The sequence below is a fragment of the Dactylosporangium sp. NPDC051087 genome (assembly GCF_055586325.1).
In genome coordinates this window covers 48,703-65,242 of the sequence record NZ_JBVJIJ010000050.1, presented here as the reverse complement: position 1 = coordinate 65,242, position 16,540 = coordinate 48,703, and the positions used below count along the sequence as shown (strand labels likewise).

4 protein-coding genes are annotated in these 16,540 nt (G+C 74.9%); 3 read left to right on the top strand and 1 reads right to left on the bottom strand.

Annotation, left to right across the window (positions count from 1 at the left end; genetic code table 11):
• The coding region (locus ACZ6TV_RS51625) for a hypothetical protein (protein ID WP_465306845.1) at window positions 1-104 on the bottom strand (104 nt) is incomplete at its 3' end.
• Between the two features lie 188 nt (window positions 105-292).
• Here ACZ6TV_RS51625 and ACZ6TV_RS51620 point away from each other — a divergent pair.
• The 3 genes from ACZ6TV_RS51620 (at window position 293) to ACZ6TV_RS51610 (ending at window position 16,533) form a co-directional block, all read left to right on the top strand.
• Window positions 293-529 (top strand): hypothetical protein, encoded by a 237-nt coding sequence (locus ACZ6TV_RS51620; RefSeq protein ID WP_465308452.1) that lies wholly within the window; start codon window positions 293-295, stop codon window positions 527-529.
• Between the two features lie 15 nt (window positions 530-544).
• The gene (locus ACZ6TV_RS51615; RefSeq protein WP_465308450.1) at window positions 545-1,678 is read left to right on the top strand and encodes an SPFH domain-containing protein; all 1,134 of its coding nucleotides are present in this window, start codon (window positions 545-547) and stop codon (window positions 1,676-1,678) included.
• A 293-nt stretch (window positions 1,679-1,971) separates the two neighbouring features.
• Complete coding sequence (locus ACZ6TV_RS51610) at window positions 1,972-16,533, top strand: amino acid adenylation domain-containing protein (protein ID WP_465308448.1); 14,562 nt, start codon at window positions 1,972-1,974, stop codon at window positions 16,531-16,533.
• Window positions 16,534-16,540: the final 7 nt, after the last annotated feature.

The following is a 16,540-nucleotide window of genomic DNA, read 5'->3' as shown; positions in this document are numbered from 1 at the left end:
TCGGTGCCGCGTTCCTGCCGGCGGCGGGCTTCCTCGAGCATCTTGTAGGTCTTGCCGACCCCGGGCGCGGCACCCAGATACACCCGCAACTCTCCGCGCGCCATGCGTCCACCGTACGTGCTCCGCGGGCGATCCCACGGCTGGTGGGCAAGGGTGAGGCCGGTCACGCCCGGGTCGCGGCGGTCCGGGGCACACGCGGTGGCGCGACGGGTGCACAATCTGGATCGCACACGTCACGACGCGCGGGAGCCCTGGGATCACGCGGAGCGGACGACGGGGTTGGGAGCAGCCGGTGCGCGGTCAGTCGCTGGTCGGCAAGGTCGGCGTGGTGGTCACCGCCGTACGCGGAGGCGACCGGCCCGGGGAGATCCGGGTCGTCGTCCAGGGCGTGCCGCACCACTATCTCGCCTACGCCGCCCAGCCGCTGCCGTCCGGCGCCCACGTGCTCGTCATCCACTTCCGCGGCGCGCGCCAGGTCGACGTCGAACCGTGGCCGCCGATGCCCGCAGGCCACCCCACCACTGGCTGAGAGAGGCCGACAACCATGTTCGGTTACCGTGTGCCCGCCCCCAACGAGGCCCTGCTGATCAGCGGCCGGAAGCAACGCGGGGCCGACGCGCTGCCGTTCAAGATCGTGACCGGGCACGGCACGTTCGTCGTGCCCGTCTTCTCCAAGGCGACCCGCCTCACGCTCGCCATGCAGGAGGCGGAGGTCGAGGAGGACTGCTACACCCAGCAGGGACTGACCCTGTTCGTGCGGGCCGTCATCGCCTTCAAGGTCGGCGACGACCACGAGTCGATCGCCGCCGCGGCCCGCCGGTTCCAGGGCGACCAGTCGCAGATGCCGGTGCTGGTCGGCCGGATCTTCAGCGGGCACCTGCGCAGCATCATCGGCAGCATGACCGTCGAGTCGATCATCAGGGAGCAGCAGACCCTGGCCGACGCGATCGTCGACGCCAGCAAGACCGAGATGGCCCGCATCGGCCTGGACATCGACTCGCTGCAGATCAGCAGCATCGACGACAAAGGCGTCGGATACATCAAGGCCCTGGCCGCCCCGCACCAGGCGCGGGTCAACCAGGAGGCGAACGTCGCACAGGCGATCGCGGACCAGGCCAGCGCGATGGCCCGCCAGGAGAGCATGCGCAACCAGGCCGAGTACGCGCGGCAGACCGCCATCGCCCAGGCCCGCTACCAGGCCGAGATCGACCAGGCCCAGCAGACCGCCGCGCAGGCCGGGCCGCTCGCCGCCGCGCAGGCCCAGCAGCACGTCCTGGTCGAACAGGCCATCGTCGCGCAGAAGAACGCCGAACTGCGCCAGGCCGAGCTGGTGGCCGAGGTCATCCGGCCCGCGCAGGCCGAGGCCGAGCGGATCGTCACCCTCGCGCGCGCCGAGGCCGACGCGACCAAACTGTCCGCCGAGGCCGCCGCCGCGCAGGACCGCATCGCCCTGGACCAGCTCGTCATCCAGCAGCTGCCCGAGCTGCTCCGGGCCGCCGCGCAGGGCCTGCAGGGCGCCAACCTCACCGTCCTGGACGGCGCAGAAGGCCTCAACAGCGTCGTCGCCTCGCTCGCCGCGCAGGGCACCGCCCTGCTGGAGGCCGTGCGCAAGGGCATGACCACGGCACCGGCCGACCGGCCCGCCACGACCGCGATCGTCCGCCGCGACGCCGGCTGACACCCCGGCCGGCGGGCCTGAGGCGACCGAGGCCAGGGGAAGCGGGCGCACCGAGCGTGCGGTCCGGCTCCTGGAGCCGTGGGCAGGGGTTAGGGGATCCCCTAGAGAAGGCCCGGCGCCATTTACCGCAGGTGAGTGCGGAGATCCAATAGCGGGGTCGGGGGGTCACGAGCCCGCTCCGGCTGTCCCACGCAGCACCAGATCCGGGCCGTCGCCGGTGCAACGCCGAGCCGCCGTGGTGCTCCTACGCCCCTGGGCGTCCCGAAGACGCCGTCCTAGTCGAGGAGCCGGCCGTGTACCCAGCCAAGGACGATGTCGAGGCGTGGATCGTCGCCCGGCTGGCGGAGCACACGGGGCTCGCCGCCGGCGCCGTCGACCCGGACGCGGTGCTGGCCGACTTCGGGCTGTCCTCCCGCGACGCCCTCACCCTGATGGGGCAGCTGGAGGAGAAGGTCGGCCGACCGCTGTCGCCGGCGCTGTTCTGGGAGCACCCGACCGCCCGCGGCCTCGCCGCCCACCTCGCCGGAGGCGCCGACCCGGCCCCCCTGCCGGCCGGCGACGACCGGCCCGCGGACGGCGCGGCGATCGCGGTCATCGGCGCGGCCTGCCGCTTCCCGGGCGCGGACAGCCTCGACGAGTTCTGGACGATGCTGGACGAGGGCCGCGAGCCGGCCGGCCCCGACCGTGGGCTGCTGCGGCAGATCGACGCGTTCGACGCGGAGTTCTTCGGGATCGCCGCCAAGGAGGCCGCGCACGTCGACCCGCAGCAGCGCCTCCTGCTCGAGGTCGCCTGGGAGGCCCTCGAACACGCCGGGATCGCACCGAGCGGCCTGGCCGGCAGCCGCACCGGCGTCTTCGTCGGCATCAGCGGCAGCGACTACGGGCGCCTGCAGGCCGCGGAGGGCATCGAGCCCAGCCCGTACAGCGGGACCGGGCAGGCGCTGAGCATCGCGGCCAACCGCATCTCCTACTTCCTCGACCTCGACGGGCCGAGCCTGGCCGTGGACACGGCGTGCTCGTCGTCGCTGGTCGCGGTCCACCTCGCCTGCCGCAGCCTGCGCTCCGGGGAGACCACGACGGCGCTGGCCGGTGGCGTCAACCTGGTCCGGGCGCCCGGCGTCACCGAGGTGTTCACCCGGGCCGGCATGATGGCCGCCGACGGCCGGTGCAAGACGTTCGACGCCGCCGCGGACGGCTACGCCCGCGCCGAAGGCTGCGGGGTCGTCGTGCTGAAGCCCCTCGCCGCCGCGCGCCGCGACGGTGACCCGGTGCTGGCGGTCATCCGCGGCTCGGCGGTCAACCAGGACGGCCGCAGCAACGGGCTCACCGCCCCCAGCGGCGCCGCGCAGCAGCGGGTGGTCCGCGCGGCGCTGCGCGACGCCGGCCTCGCCCCGGCCGACGTGCACTACGTCGAGGCGCACGGCACCGGGACCGTGCTCGGCGACCCGATCGAGGTGCGCGCGCTGACGTCGGTCCTGGCGGAGGGCCGCGCCGCCGGGGAGCCGTTCCTGCTCGGCTCGGTGAAGACGAACATCGGGCACACCGAGGCCGCGGCCGGGATCGCCGGCCTGCTCAAGGTCGTGCTGATGGCCCGGCACCAGCGGGTCCCCGCGCACCTGCACCTGCGGGACCGCAACCCGCAGCTGCCCGACGACGGGACGTTCGAGATCCCGGTCGCCGGCCGGGACTGGTCGGCGCCGCGCGGCACGCCCCGCACCGCGGGCGTCAGCTCGTTCGGGTTCGGCGGGACCAACGCGCACGTCGTCGTGCAGGAGCCGCCGGCCGCCGACCCGGTGCCGCGCGGCGACGAGCGGCCCCGGCACGTGCTCACCCTCAGCGCCCGCACCGAGCCGGCGCTGCGCGCCCTCGCCGCCCGGTACGCGGCCCACCTGCGCGCCCGGCCCGGCGCCGGGATCGACCACGTCTGCCAGACCACGAACCTGGGCCGCGCCCACCTGCGGCACCGGGCCGCCATTCCCGTCGCGGGCCACGAGGACGCCCTCACCCGCCTGGACGCCCTGGCCGCCGGCGGCGAGGCGCAAGGGGTGCGGACCGGATCGGTCATCGGCACCGCCGAGGGCAAGGTGGCGTTCCTGTTCAGCGGGCAGGGCTCGCAGTTCGTCGGCATGGGCCGGCAGCTGTACACCACGAACGAGCTCTTCCGCGAGGAGCTGATCCGGTGCAGCGACATCCTCGAGGACGAGCTGGAGCGGCCGCTGACGGAGCTGCTGTTCCCCGCGCCCGGTGACCGGGATCTGCTGGACCGCACCCAGTACACGCAGCCCGCCCTCGTCGCGATCGAGTACGCGCTGGCGCAGCTGTGGATGAGCTGGGGCGTGCGGCCCGACCTGCTGCTCGGGCACAGCGTCGGCACCCTCGCCGCCGCCTGCGTCGCCGACGTGCTCGACCTCGCCGACGGGCTGCGGCTGGCGGCCCGCCGCGGCCGGCTCGTCGCGCAGCTGGCCGGCGCCGGGTCGATGCTCGCCGTGTTCGCCGGCGAGGCGGCCGTCCGCGACGCGATCGCCGCGTCGGGTTCCGCCGCCGGGCTCGGTGTCGCCGCGGTCAACGGCGCGCAGCAGGTGACCGTGTCCGGTCCCGCCGCCGCGGTCGAGGCGCTGCGGCAGCGGCTGGAGGCGGACGGCGTCGGCACCCGTCCGGTGGTCGCCTCGCACGCGTTCCACTCGCCGATGATGCGCGCCGCCCGCGAGGCGTTCGCGCCGGCGACCCGCGCCCTGCAGTACCGGCAGCCGTGGATCGACCTGGTCAGCGACCTCGACGGGCGGGTGTTCGACAGCACCCACCAGCCGGACGCCGCGTACTGGGAGCGGCACCTCGAGGCGGCCGTGCGGTTCGCCGACGGGCTGCGCACCCTGGCCGAGCGCGGCTGCACCACGTTCATCGAGATCGGCCCGCAGCAGGCGCTGCTCGGCATGGGCCGGCGCGAGATCGGCGCCGGGCTGTGGCTGCCGTCGCTGCGCCGCGGCGCCGAGGACTGGGAGGTCCTCACCGAGGGCCTCGCCCGCCTGTACGCCGCGGGCCGGCCCGTCGACTGGGCGGCCGTCCACCACGGGCACCGCCGGTCGAGGGTGCCGCTGCCGACCTACCCGTTCGAGCGCAAACGGCACTGGCTGCCGTCATCCGGGCCGGCGGCCAACCCGCCGCAGACGACATCCGAGGTCATCGTGGAGCACCAGACATCCTCTCCGGACCCGATCCTGGCCGCCCTCGGGCAGGTCGTGTCGACGCTGCTGGAGGCCGACGGCGCCGTCGACCCCGACTTGTCGTTCCTGGAGCTGGGCGCCGACTCCATGACGCTGTTCCAGACGTTGCAGACCATCCAGAAGACGTTCCAGGTCGCCATCCCGATCAGCCAGCTCTTCGAGGACGTCAACACGCTGCGCCGGGTGGCGGCGTACGTCCACGAACACGCGCCGGCCGATGTCCTGGCGCGGTACTCCCCGCAGGCGCAGGCGCAGGCGCAGGCACAGCCGCAGGCACCGGTGCGGGCCGCGGCCGACGGCACCGACCCGCTCGCTCGCCTGCTCGACGCCCACCTCCGGGTGATGGACGACCACCTGCGGCTGATGAACCGGGTCTACGACCAGCTCGGCACCGGCACCCCCGGGCAGGGCCCGGCGACGGTGGTGCCACCGCTGCCCGCGACCGCCGGGCGCGGCGCGGCGGCGGTGGAGCCGTCGCGGCCCGCCATCGCCCTGGCGCCCAAGGACACCTACGTCGCGTTCCAGCCCAAGACGTCCGCGCCGAAGACCGGCCTGGGGCGGCCCCAGCGGGCGTTCGCCGACGCGCTCATCGCCAGGTTCACCGACCGCACCCGTGGCTCGATGGCGCACGCGACCGGCGAGCGCGGCGGCCACGCCGACGTCCGGCACGCGCCGCAGCCGTACCCGCAGCTGCGCAACACGCGGTACCCGATCGTCGTGACCGGCTCGCAGGGCTCGAAGGTCCGCGACGTGGACGGCAACGAGTACATCGACCTCACCATGGGCTTCGGCGTCAACCTCTTCGGCCACAACGAGCCGTTCGTCAACGAGGCGATCGTCGCGCAGCTCGGCGAGGGCATGCAGCTCGGCCCGCACACGCCCCTGGCCGCCGAGCTCGCCGGCCTGATCCGGGAGCTGACCGGCAAGGAGCGGGTGCTGTTCTGCAACACCGGATCCGAGGCGGTCATGGTCGCGGTCCGGCTGGCCCGCGCGGTCACCGGCCGCAACCGGATCGCGTTGTTCGCCGGCGCGTACCACGGCTCCGCCGACCCGATCCTGGCCCGCCAGGACATCGAGGGTGCCTCCGGCGAGTCGGTGCCGATGGCGCCCGGCGTGCCGCCCGAGGTGAGCGCCAACGCGCTCGTGCTGCCCTACGGCGACCCCGCCTCCCTCGAGGTGCTGCGCGACCGGGCGGGCGAGCTCGCCGCCGTGCTCGTCGAGCCGGTCCAGAGCCGCCGCCCCGACCACCAGCCCGTCGAGTTCCTGCGGGAGCTGCGCGCGCTGACCGCGCAGACCGGCGTACCGCTGATCTTCGACGAGGTGATCACCGGGTTCCGGATGCACCCGGGCGGCGCGCAGGCCATGTGGGGCATCGAGGCGGACCTGACGACCTACGGCAAGGTCGTCGGCGGCGGGATGCCGATCGGTGTCGTCGCCGGCGCGGCCCGCTTCCTCAACGCCGTCGACGGCGGCGCCTGGCAGTTCGACGGCGCGCCCTACCCGCACTCGGTCCGCACGTTCTTCACCGGCACCTTCTGCAAGCACCCCCTCGCCATGGTCGCCGGCCGGGCCGTGCTGCGCGAGCTGCTCCGGCTGGGCCCGTCGGCGCAGGAGGACCTCAACCGCCGGGTGGCGGACCTCGGGCGCAGGCTCGACGACGTCTTCGCCGCGGCCGGCGTGCCGGTGCGGACCGGGGTTTTCGGGTCGCTGTTCCGGCTGCGGTTCCTGCAGGAGGCGCCGCTGTCGGAGACCGTCGAGCTGTTCTACATGATGCTGGTCGAGCGCGGGCTGTACATCTGGGAAGGCCGCAACTGCTTCCTGTCCCTCGCGCACACCGACGCCGACGTGGACCGCATCGTCGCCGCGGTCACCGAGACCGTCGAGGCGATGACCGCGGCCGGCTTCTTCCCCGGCGCGAACGCCACCGCCCGCCCAGCGGACAGCACCGCCCGCCCGGCGGACAGCACCGCCCGCCCGGCGGACAGCACCGCCCGCCCGGTGGACAGCGCCGCCAGTCCGGTGGACAGCGGGGACAGTTACCCGCTCAGCCACGCGCAGCGCGACATCTGGCTGCTCGACCAGATGAGCCCCGACCATTCGCTCGCGTACAACGAGACGATCCTGCTCGCGCTGGACGGCGTACTGGACACCGCCGCGCTGCGCGGGGCCCTCGACGAGGTCGTCGCGCGGCACGACAGCCTGCGGACCGTCTTCCTCACCGACGGCTCCGGCCAGCGCGTCGACCCGCCGTCGCCGGTGGACCTGCCGCTGGTCAACCTCGTCTGCGGACCCGGCGGATACGACGGGCCCGCGCGGATGCACGCCTGGCTGCGGGAACGCGCCGGCGAGGTGTTCGACCTGGCGACCGGGCCGGTGCTCCGGGCGGCGCTGCTGCGGCTCGGCCCGGAGCAGCACACCCTGTACCTGGCGGTGCACCACTCGGTCATCGACGGCTGGTCGTTCAGCGTCGTGCTCGACGAGCTGCTGCACTGCTACGCCGCGCGCCGCGCCGGCACCCCGCCGGCGCTGCCCGCACCGGCCCGCTACCGGGACTTCGTCCAGCGGCAGGCGCAACGCGTCGACGGCCCTGCCGGCCGGGCCGACACCGCGTACTGGACGGCGCACTTCGCCGACGGGTTCCCGATCCTGAACCTGCCCGCGGACCGGCCCCGCCCCGCACGGACCGCGCGCAAGGGCGGGCGGATCGAGTTCGCCGTCGACCAGCGGATCGCGGACCTGGCCACCGCGGAGAGCCGGCGGTGGGGCGTCACCACGTTCACCGTCATGTTCGCCGCGTACGGCCTGCTGCTGCACCGGCTCGCCGGCGACGACGTGGTCGTCGGGGTGCCCCTCGCCCAGCGCGACCACGACGGCGACGACCGCCTGGTCGGCAACTGCAGCACCGTGCTGCCGATCCGCAGCCGGCTGCCCCGCGGTGTCAGCGCCCGCCGGTACGTCGAGGGCATGCAGCGCACGCTGGTCGAGGCGTACCTGCACCCGGGCTTCACCGTCGAGGCGATCCGGGAGCACCTCGCCGCCCTCGGACCCGGCATGCGCCTGTTCGGCTCGTTCTTCAACCTCGACCGTCCCGCCGGCACCCCGTCCGTCGACGGCCTCGACCTGCGGGTGCTGCGCACGTCACGGCGCTACACGAAGGCCGACTTCGAGGTCGACATCCTCTGCGTCGGCCGCACGATGACCATCACGTTCGAGTACGACGCGGAGATCTTCGACGAGTCGACGGTCCGCGGCCACATCGCCGCCTACGAGCGGCTCCTCGACGACCTGCTGAGCCGCCCGGACGAGCCGGCCGAGCACCTGGTCGCGCCGCCGGTCGCGGTCCCCGCCGCTGCGGCGCCGCGGGTCGTCGCCGCCGCCGGGACGATGGTGGAGGCGACGCTGCCCGCGCTGTTCGAGGCGCAGGCACGGCGTACCCCCGACGCCCTCGCCGTCATGTCCGGCGACGAGACGCTGACGTACGCGGACCTCAACGCCCGCGCCAACCGGCTGGCCCGGCTGCTGCGCGAGCACGGCGCCGGCCCGGAACGCGTCGTCGCCCTCGCGGTGCCCCGCTCCACCCACCTGGTGGTCGCGGCCCTGGCCACCACGAAGGCCGGGGCGGCGTTCCTGCCGCTGGACATCGCCCACCCGCCGGCCCGCCTGGAGCAGCTGCTCGGCGACGCCCGGCCCGTCGTGGTGCTGAGCACCGCCGAGGTCGCCGGCCGGCTCCCGGCCGCCGCCGGCACGGTCCTGGTGCTGGACGACCCTTCGACCGCCGCCGCGCTGGCCGGGCACGGCACCGGCGACCTCGGCGACACCGGCCGCGGCCTGCTGCCGGGCAACGCCGCGTACGTCATCTACACCTCCGGCTCCACCGGCAGGCCCAAGGGCGTCGCCGTGCCCCACCACGGGATCGTCAACACGCTGCGCTGGTGGCAGAGCGAGGTGCGGCTCACCGCCCACGACCGGACGATGCTCAAGACCCCGCTGACCTTCGACCCGTCGGTGCACGAGCTGTTCTGGCCGCTGTGCGTCGGCGCGGTACTGGTCGTCGCCGACCACGACGGCCACCACGACCCGCGCTACCTGGTGTCGCTCATCCAGCGCGCCGGCGTGACCTCGGTGCAGTTCGTCCCCAGCACCATGCGCGAGTTCCTCGCCGAGCCGGACGCCGCCGGCTGCACCACGCTGCGGCACGTGCTGTGCGGCGGCGAGACCCTCGGAAGCGGTCTCGTCGAACGGTTCTTCGAGGTCATGGACATCGACCTGTACAACCTCTACGGCCCGACGGAAGCGTCGATCGAGTCGACGTTCTGGCGGTGCCGGCCCGGGACGCCGCCCACCGCGGCGGTGCCGATCGGCCGCCCGATCAGCGGCGTCCGCGCGTACGTGCTCGACGACGAGCTCAACCCGGTGCCCACCGGCACCGCCGGTGAGCTGTACGTCGCCGGCAAGGGGCTGGCCCGCGGCTACCTCAACCGGCCCGACCTCACCGCGGCCGCGTTCCTGCCGGACCCCGCCGGCGCGCCCGGCGAGCGCATGTACCGCACCGGCGACCTGGTCCGCTGGTCGGCGCAGGGCGAGCTGGAGTTCATCGGCCGCGGCGACACCCAGGTGAAGGTCCGCGGCGTCCGGGTCGAGCTCGGCGAGGTCGAGGCCGCGCTGCGGACCCTGCCCGGGGTGACCGACGCCGCCGTCCTGACCCGCCCCGCGGGTGAGGACCAGCAGCTCGTCGCCTACCTCGCCGCCGGTGCGGCCCTCGACCCCGACGCCCTCCTGCAACGGCTCCGCACGCTGCTGCCGCCGGCGTGCCTGCCCAGCCACTTCGTCACCCTGCCCGCGCTGCCGGCGCTGACCAGCGGCAAGACCGACCGGCACGCGCTCGCCGCGCTGCCGCTGACCACGGGCCGCAACCCGCGCACCTACGTCGCTCCGCGCACCCCGGTGGAGGCGCGGCTGCTCACGATGTGCGCGGAGATCCTCGACCGGCCCGACCTCGGCGTCCTCGACGACTTCTTCACCGCGGGCGGGCACTCCCTGCTCGCCACGCGACTGGTCGGCAGGATCCGGTCCGCGTTCGCCGTCGAGATCCCGATCCGCGCGCTGTTCGAAACGCCGACCGTCGCCGGGATCGCCGAGCGGCTCGGCGACGGCGGCGCACCGGTCCGCCCGGCGCTGCTCGGCACCGGACGGCCCGCACGGGTCCCCGCCTCCTACGCCCAGCAGCGGCTGTGGTTCCTGTACCAGATGCAGGGCGCGAACGCCGCCTACAACATCCCGGGCGCGCTGCGGCTGCGCGGCACCCTCGACGTCGAGGCGCTGACGGCCGCGCTGCACGACGTGCTGGAACGGCACGAGAGCCTGCGCACCGTCTTCGCCGAGGACGGCGACGGCGTGCACCAGATCGTCCTGCCCGCCGACCGGGCCCGGCCCGCGCTGACGGTCCTCGACTGCGGCCCCGGCGGGCTGGACGCGGCGCTCGCCGCGGAGGCCCGCCACGCGTTCGACCTCGCCACCGAGACCCCGCTGCGGGCCACCCTGCTGCGGGCCGGCGCCACCGACCACGTCCTGTCGCTGCTCATCCACCACATCGCCGGCGACGCCTGGTCGATGGGCCCCCTCGCCGCCGACCTGACCGTCGCCTACACCGCCCGTGCCGGCGGGCACGCCCCGGCGTGGACGCCGCTGCCGGTGCAGTACGCCGACTACGCCGTCTGGCAGCACCGGCTGCTGGGACAGGCGGACGGCACCGCCCGGGCGCAGCTGGAGCACTGGCGCGCCGCCCTCGCGGGCCTGCCCGAGCAGCTGGACCTGCCCACCGACCGGCCCCGCCCGGCGGTCGCGGGCCACGACGGCGACCGGGTCAGCGTCACCGTCCCCGCCGAGCTGTCCGCGGCGATCCGGGACCTGGCCCGCGACCACAACGCGTCCACGTTCATGGTGCTGCACGCCTCGCTCGCCGCCCTGCTGACCCGGCTCGGCGCGGGCATCGACATCCCGATCGGCTCGCCCATCGCCGGGCGTACCGACGACAGCCTCACCGACCTCGTCGGGTTCTTCGTCAACACGCTCGTGCTGCGGGCCGACACCGGCGGCGACCCGACCTTCACCGACCTGCTGCGCCAGGTCCGCGACACCGACCTGGCCGCCTACGCCCACCAGGACCTGCCGTTCGAGCGGCTCGTGGAGGACCTCAACCCGGCCCGGACCCTCGCCCACCACCCGCTGTTCCAGGTCATGCTCACCCTGGACACCGAGCAGCGGCACGCGCTGCGCACCGCCGCGGCCATGCCCGGCCTCGACGTCGCCGTGCACCCCGTGCACACCGGCGCGGTGAAGGTCGACCTGACGTTCGAGGTCACGGAGATCGAGGCGGCCGGGCTGGACGTCACGGTCGAGTACCGGACCGACCTGTTCGACCGGGCCACCGTCACCGCCATCGCCGACCGGTTGGTCCGCGTCCTGCGCGCCGTCGCCGCCGACCCCGGCCGGCCGATCGCGGACATCGACATCCTCGAGCCGGCCGAGCGGGCCGCCGCCGTCAGCGGTGTCCGCGGCGAGCCGGCCTCGTTCGCCCCCGGTGACCTGCTGCCGGAGCTGTTCGAGCGGGCGGCCGCGGCGCACCCGGCGGCGCCGGCGCTGGCCGACGAGACCGGCGAGGAGACCTACGCGGAGCTCAACGCGCGCGCCAACCGGCTCGCCCGCGCCCTGCTGGAGCACGGCGCCGGACCGGGCACGCTCGTCGCGCTGCTCCTGCCCCGCTCGCGGGACATGGTCGCGGCGCTGCTGGCGGTGCTGAAGACCGGCGCCGGCTACCTGCCGATCGAGCCTGGCCACCCGGCCGACCGCATCGCCGCGACCCTCGACGACGCCGCGCCGGTGGTCGTGCTGACCACCACCGCCACCGCACCGGCCGCGGGCCGCGTCCCGCACCTGGCGGTCGACGACCCGCGGCACACCGCCGGGCGGTCCGCGGCCGACCTCGGCCAGGACGAGCGGACCCGGCCGCTGCACCCGCACGACACCGCGTACGTGATCTACACGTCCGGGTCCACCGGCCGCCCCAAGGGCGTCATGATCAGCCACCACAACGTGGCGCGGCTGTTCGCCGGCACCCGGCGGTGGTTCGAGTTCGGGCCGGCGGACACCTGGACGCTGTTCCACTCCTACGCGTTCGACTTCTCCGTGTGGGAGCTGTGGGGCGCCCTCGCCCACGGCGGCCGCCTCGTCGTCGTGCCGACGGCCGTCAGCCGCGACCCGGCCGCGTTCCTGCGCCTGCTGGAACGCGAGCGGGTCACGGTGCTCAACCAGACCCCGTCGGCGTTCCACCAGCTGGCCGCCGCCGACCGGGAGAACCCGGGCAGCCGCCTGCGGCTGCGGTACGTCATCTTCGGCGGGGAGGCCCTCGACCTGACCCGCCTGGAGGACTGGTACTCCCGCCACGCCGACGACGCGCCGCGCCTGGTCAACATGTACGGGATCACCGAGACCACCGTGCACGTGTCCTACCACGCGCTGGACCGGGGCGGCGCCGCCGCGGCCACCGGCTCCACCATCGGGGTCAACCTGCCGGACCTGCGCGTGTACGTCCTGGACGAGCACCTGCGCCCGGTGCCGCCCGGCGTCCGCGGCGAACTGTTCGTCGCCGGCGACGGCCTGGCCCGCGGCTACCTGCACCGGCCGGCGCTCACCGCCGACCGGTTCGTCCCCGACCCCTACGGCCTGCCGGGCGAGCGCATGTACCGCACCGGCGACCTCGCCCGCTGGACCGGCGACGGCCAACTGGACTACCTGGGCCGCGCCGACGACCAGGTCAAGCTGCGCGGCTTCCGGATCGAGCTCGGCGAGATCGAGGCGGCGCTGCTGAGCTGCCCCGGCGTCACCGACGCGGCCGCGGTCCTGCGCGAGGACCGGCCCGGCGACAAACGCATCGTCGGCTACGTCACCGGCGACGCCCCCGCCGCGGCACTGACCACCCACCTGGCCGGGCTGCTGCCCGCCTACATGGTGCCGTCGGCGCTGGTGCCGCTGGACCGGCTGCCGCTGACCCCGAACGGGAAGCTGGACCGGCGGGCGCTGCCGGCCCCCGCCCACGACGGCGGCGCCGGCCGCGCCCCTCGCACGCCGCGCGAACAGGCGCTGTGCGAGCTGTTCGCCGAGGTGCTCGGCGTCGCCGAGGTCGGCGCCGACGACAGCTTCTTCGACCTCGGCGGGCATTCGCTGCTGGCGACCCGGCTGGCCAGCCGGGTGCGCTCGGCGCTCGGCGTCGAACTGGCCATCCGGCAGCTGTTCGAGACCCCGACGGTCGCGGGCCTGGCCGCGGCGCTGGACGCGGCGGCCGCCCGCCCCGCGGAGAGCCGCCGTCCCGCGGTGACCGTGCCCGACCGGCGCCCGGAGCAGGTGCCGTTGTCCTACGCCCAGCAGCGGCTGTGGTTCCTGCACCGCTTCGAGGGTCCCAGCGCCACGTACAACATCTCCATGTCGCTGCGGCTCACCGGCGCGCTGGACGCCGACGCGCTGCGCGCCGCGTTCACCGACCTCGTCGCGCGGCACGAGAGCCTGCGGACCACCGTCGTCGAGGTCGACGGCGTCGCGCTGCAACGGATCGTGCCGGCGGACGCGGCACAGGTCGGCTTCACCACGGCGACCACGACCCGCCGCAAGGTGGCCGCCGCGCGGCTGGCGGCGGCCGGGCACGCGTTCGACCTCACCGCCGAGCCGCCGATCCGCGTGTCGCTGTTCAAGGTCGCGCCGGAGGAGCACGTGGTGACCGTGGTGCTGCACCACATCGCCGCCGACGCCTGGTCGATGGAGCCACTCGCCGCCGACCTGGCCGAGGCGTACACGGCCCGGCTGCAGGGCCGGGCGCCGCGGTGGACGCCGCTGCCGGTGCAGTACGCCGACTTCACCCTGTGGCAGCGGGACCTGCTCGGCCGGGAGGACGACCCGGCGAGCCTGGCGTCGCGGCAGCTGGCGTACTGGCGCGACACCCTCGCCGACCTGCCGGAGGAACTGGCGCTGCCGGCCGACCGGCCGCGTCCCGCCGAGTCCAGCTACGCCGGTCAGGTCGTGCCGTTCGAGCTGCCCGCGGCGCTGCACACCGCCCTGCTCGACGTGGCCCGGCAGTGCGGCGCGAGCCTGTTCATGGTCGTGCAGGCCGGCCTGGCCGCGCTGCTGACCCGCCTCGGCGCGGGCACCGACATCCCCCTCGGCAGCCCGGTCGCCGGGCGTACCGACGACGCGCTGGACGGCCTGATCGGCTTCTTCGTCAACACGCTGGTCCTGCGCACCGACACCTCGGGCGACCCGACCTTCCGCGAGCTCGTCGGCCGGGTCCGGCAGGCCGACCTGGGCGCCTACGAGCACCAGGACGTGCCGTTCGAGCGGCTCGTCGAGGTGCTCAACCCGACCCGTGTGCGGTCGCGGCACCCGCTGTTCCAGGTGATGCTGTCGCTGGAGAACACCACCGACGTCGAGGTGGCCCTGGACGGCCTGGCGATGCGGCAGGAGCCGGAGGAGACGTCCACCGCGAAGTTCGACCTGTCGTTCGGGCTGCGGGAACGGGCCGGCGGCGGACTGGACGGCGAGCTGGAGTACAGCGCCGACCTGTACGACCGGGCCACCGCGGAGCTGCTCGCCGAACGCTTCACCCGCCTGCTGCAGGCCCTCGCGCAGGACCCGGACGCCCGCTGCGGCGACGTGCCCGTGGTCACCGGCGCCGAACGCGACGCGCTGCTGCGCGCGGCGGTGGGCGAGCGGACCGGCCGGTCACCGGCGCGGACCGTCGTCGACCTCATCGAGACGCAGACCCGCAAGGCCCCGGACGCCGTCGCGGTCGTCCACGGCGAGGACCGGCTGACCTACCGCGAGCTCGGCGAGCGCGCCGACCGGCTGGCCGGTGCCCTGCGCGAACGGGGCGTGGTCACCGACACCGCCGTCGGCGTCCTGGTCGAGCGCTCCGTGGACCTGATCGTCGCGGTCCTCGGGGTGTGGAAGGCCGGCGGCGCGTTCGTGGCGCTGGACGTCGACGGACCCCGGGAGCGCCGGGTCGCGATGCTCGCCGACGCGGCGGTCACCGTCGTGGTCACCACGACCACCCACCTCGCCGGGCTCGACGGCATGCCGGTCGACAGCCTCTGCCTCGACACGGTCCCGGACACGGTCGCCGAACGCGGCTGGGCGGTGCCGGACGCCCTGGCCTACGTGCTGTTCACCTCGGGCTCCACCGGGCGGCCCAAGGGTGTCCTGGTCGACCATCGCGGCCTGCTGTCGGTGTACGAGGGCTGGGCGTCGGCCTACCGGCTGCCCGGCCGGGTGTCCGCGGTGCTGCAGATGGCCGCGTTCGGCTTCGACGTCTTCGTCGGCGACGTCGTCCGCGCCCTGTGCTCCGGCGCCAAGCTCGTGCTGTGCCCGCGCGGGACGCTGCTCGACCCCCCGGCGCTGCTCGACCTGGTGCGCCGCGAGCGGATCGACTTCGCCGAGTTCGTCCCGCTGGTCGTCAAGGGCCTGGCCCAGCACCTCCTGGCGAGCGGGCAGCGCCTGGACACGTTCAAGCTGCTCGTCGTCGGCTCGGACACGATCTACCACCAGGAGCTCGCCGACCTGCGCCCGCTGCTGCCGGCCGGCGCCGAGGTCGTCAACTCCTACGGGCTGACCGAGGCCACCATCGACAGCACGTACCTGGTCGTGCGGGACACCGCACCCGACGAGGCGGCCGGATCCGACGACTTCCGCAGCCTCATCGGCGGGCCGTACCCGAACGCCGAGGCGTACGTGCTCGACGACGCGATGGGCCTGGTGCCGCCCGGCGTGCCCGGCACCCTGTACGTCGGCGGCCCGGGCGTGTCCCGCGGCTACCTGGGCCGGGCGGGGGAGACCGCGGCGGCGTTCGTGCCGCACCCGTTCAGCGACACGCCCGGCGCCCGGCTGTACCGCACCGGCGACCTGGTCCGGCACCGGCAGACCGCCGCCGGGCCGGTCATCGAGTACCTCGGCCGCGCCGACACCCAGGTGAAGATCCGCGGCTTCCGGATCGAGCTGGGTGAGGTCGAGGCCGCCGTCCGGGACGTCACCGGCGCCGCCGGCGTCGTGGTCCTGGACCGCGAGCACGACACCGGCACCCGCCTGGTCGCCTACGTCGCGGTCGGCGACCGGTCCGAGCCGGCACCCGTGGAGCGGTGGTACGACCGGCTGCGCGAACGGCTGCCGCAGTACATGGTGCCCGACGGCTTCGTGCCGCTGCCGGAGCTGCCGGCCAGCGCCAACGGCAAGGTCGACGTGGCCGCGCTGCGGGCCCGGGGCACCGCCGAGGTGCTCGTCGCCGCCCGGCCCTACCTCGCCCCGCGCGACGAGCTGGAGCAGCGACTGGCCGAGATCTGGGCCGACGTCCTCGGCGTGGCGAGGGTCGGCGTCGACGACGACTTCTTCGCCCTCGGCGGGCACTCACTCGTCGCGATGCGGGTCGTCGCCCGGGTCAACGAACGGCTCGGCAAGGCGATGCCGCTGAGCATGATCTTCGAGTGCTCGACGGTCGCCACTCTCGCCAAGGGCCTCGGCGAGCTGGGCGACACCCGCTCGGACTTCGTCAGCACCGAGATCGTGCCGGTGGCCCGCCAGCGGGTGACCCGGCGATGACCCGGGT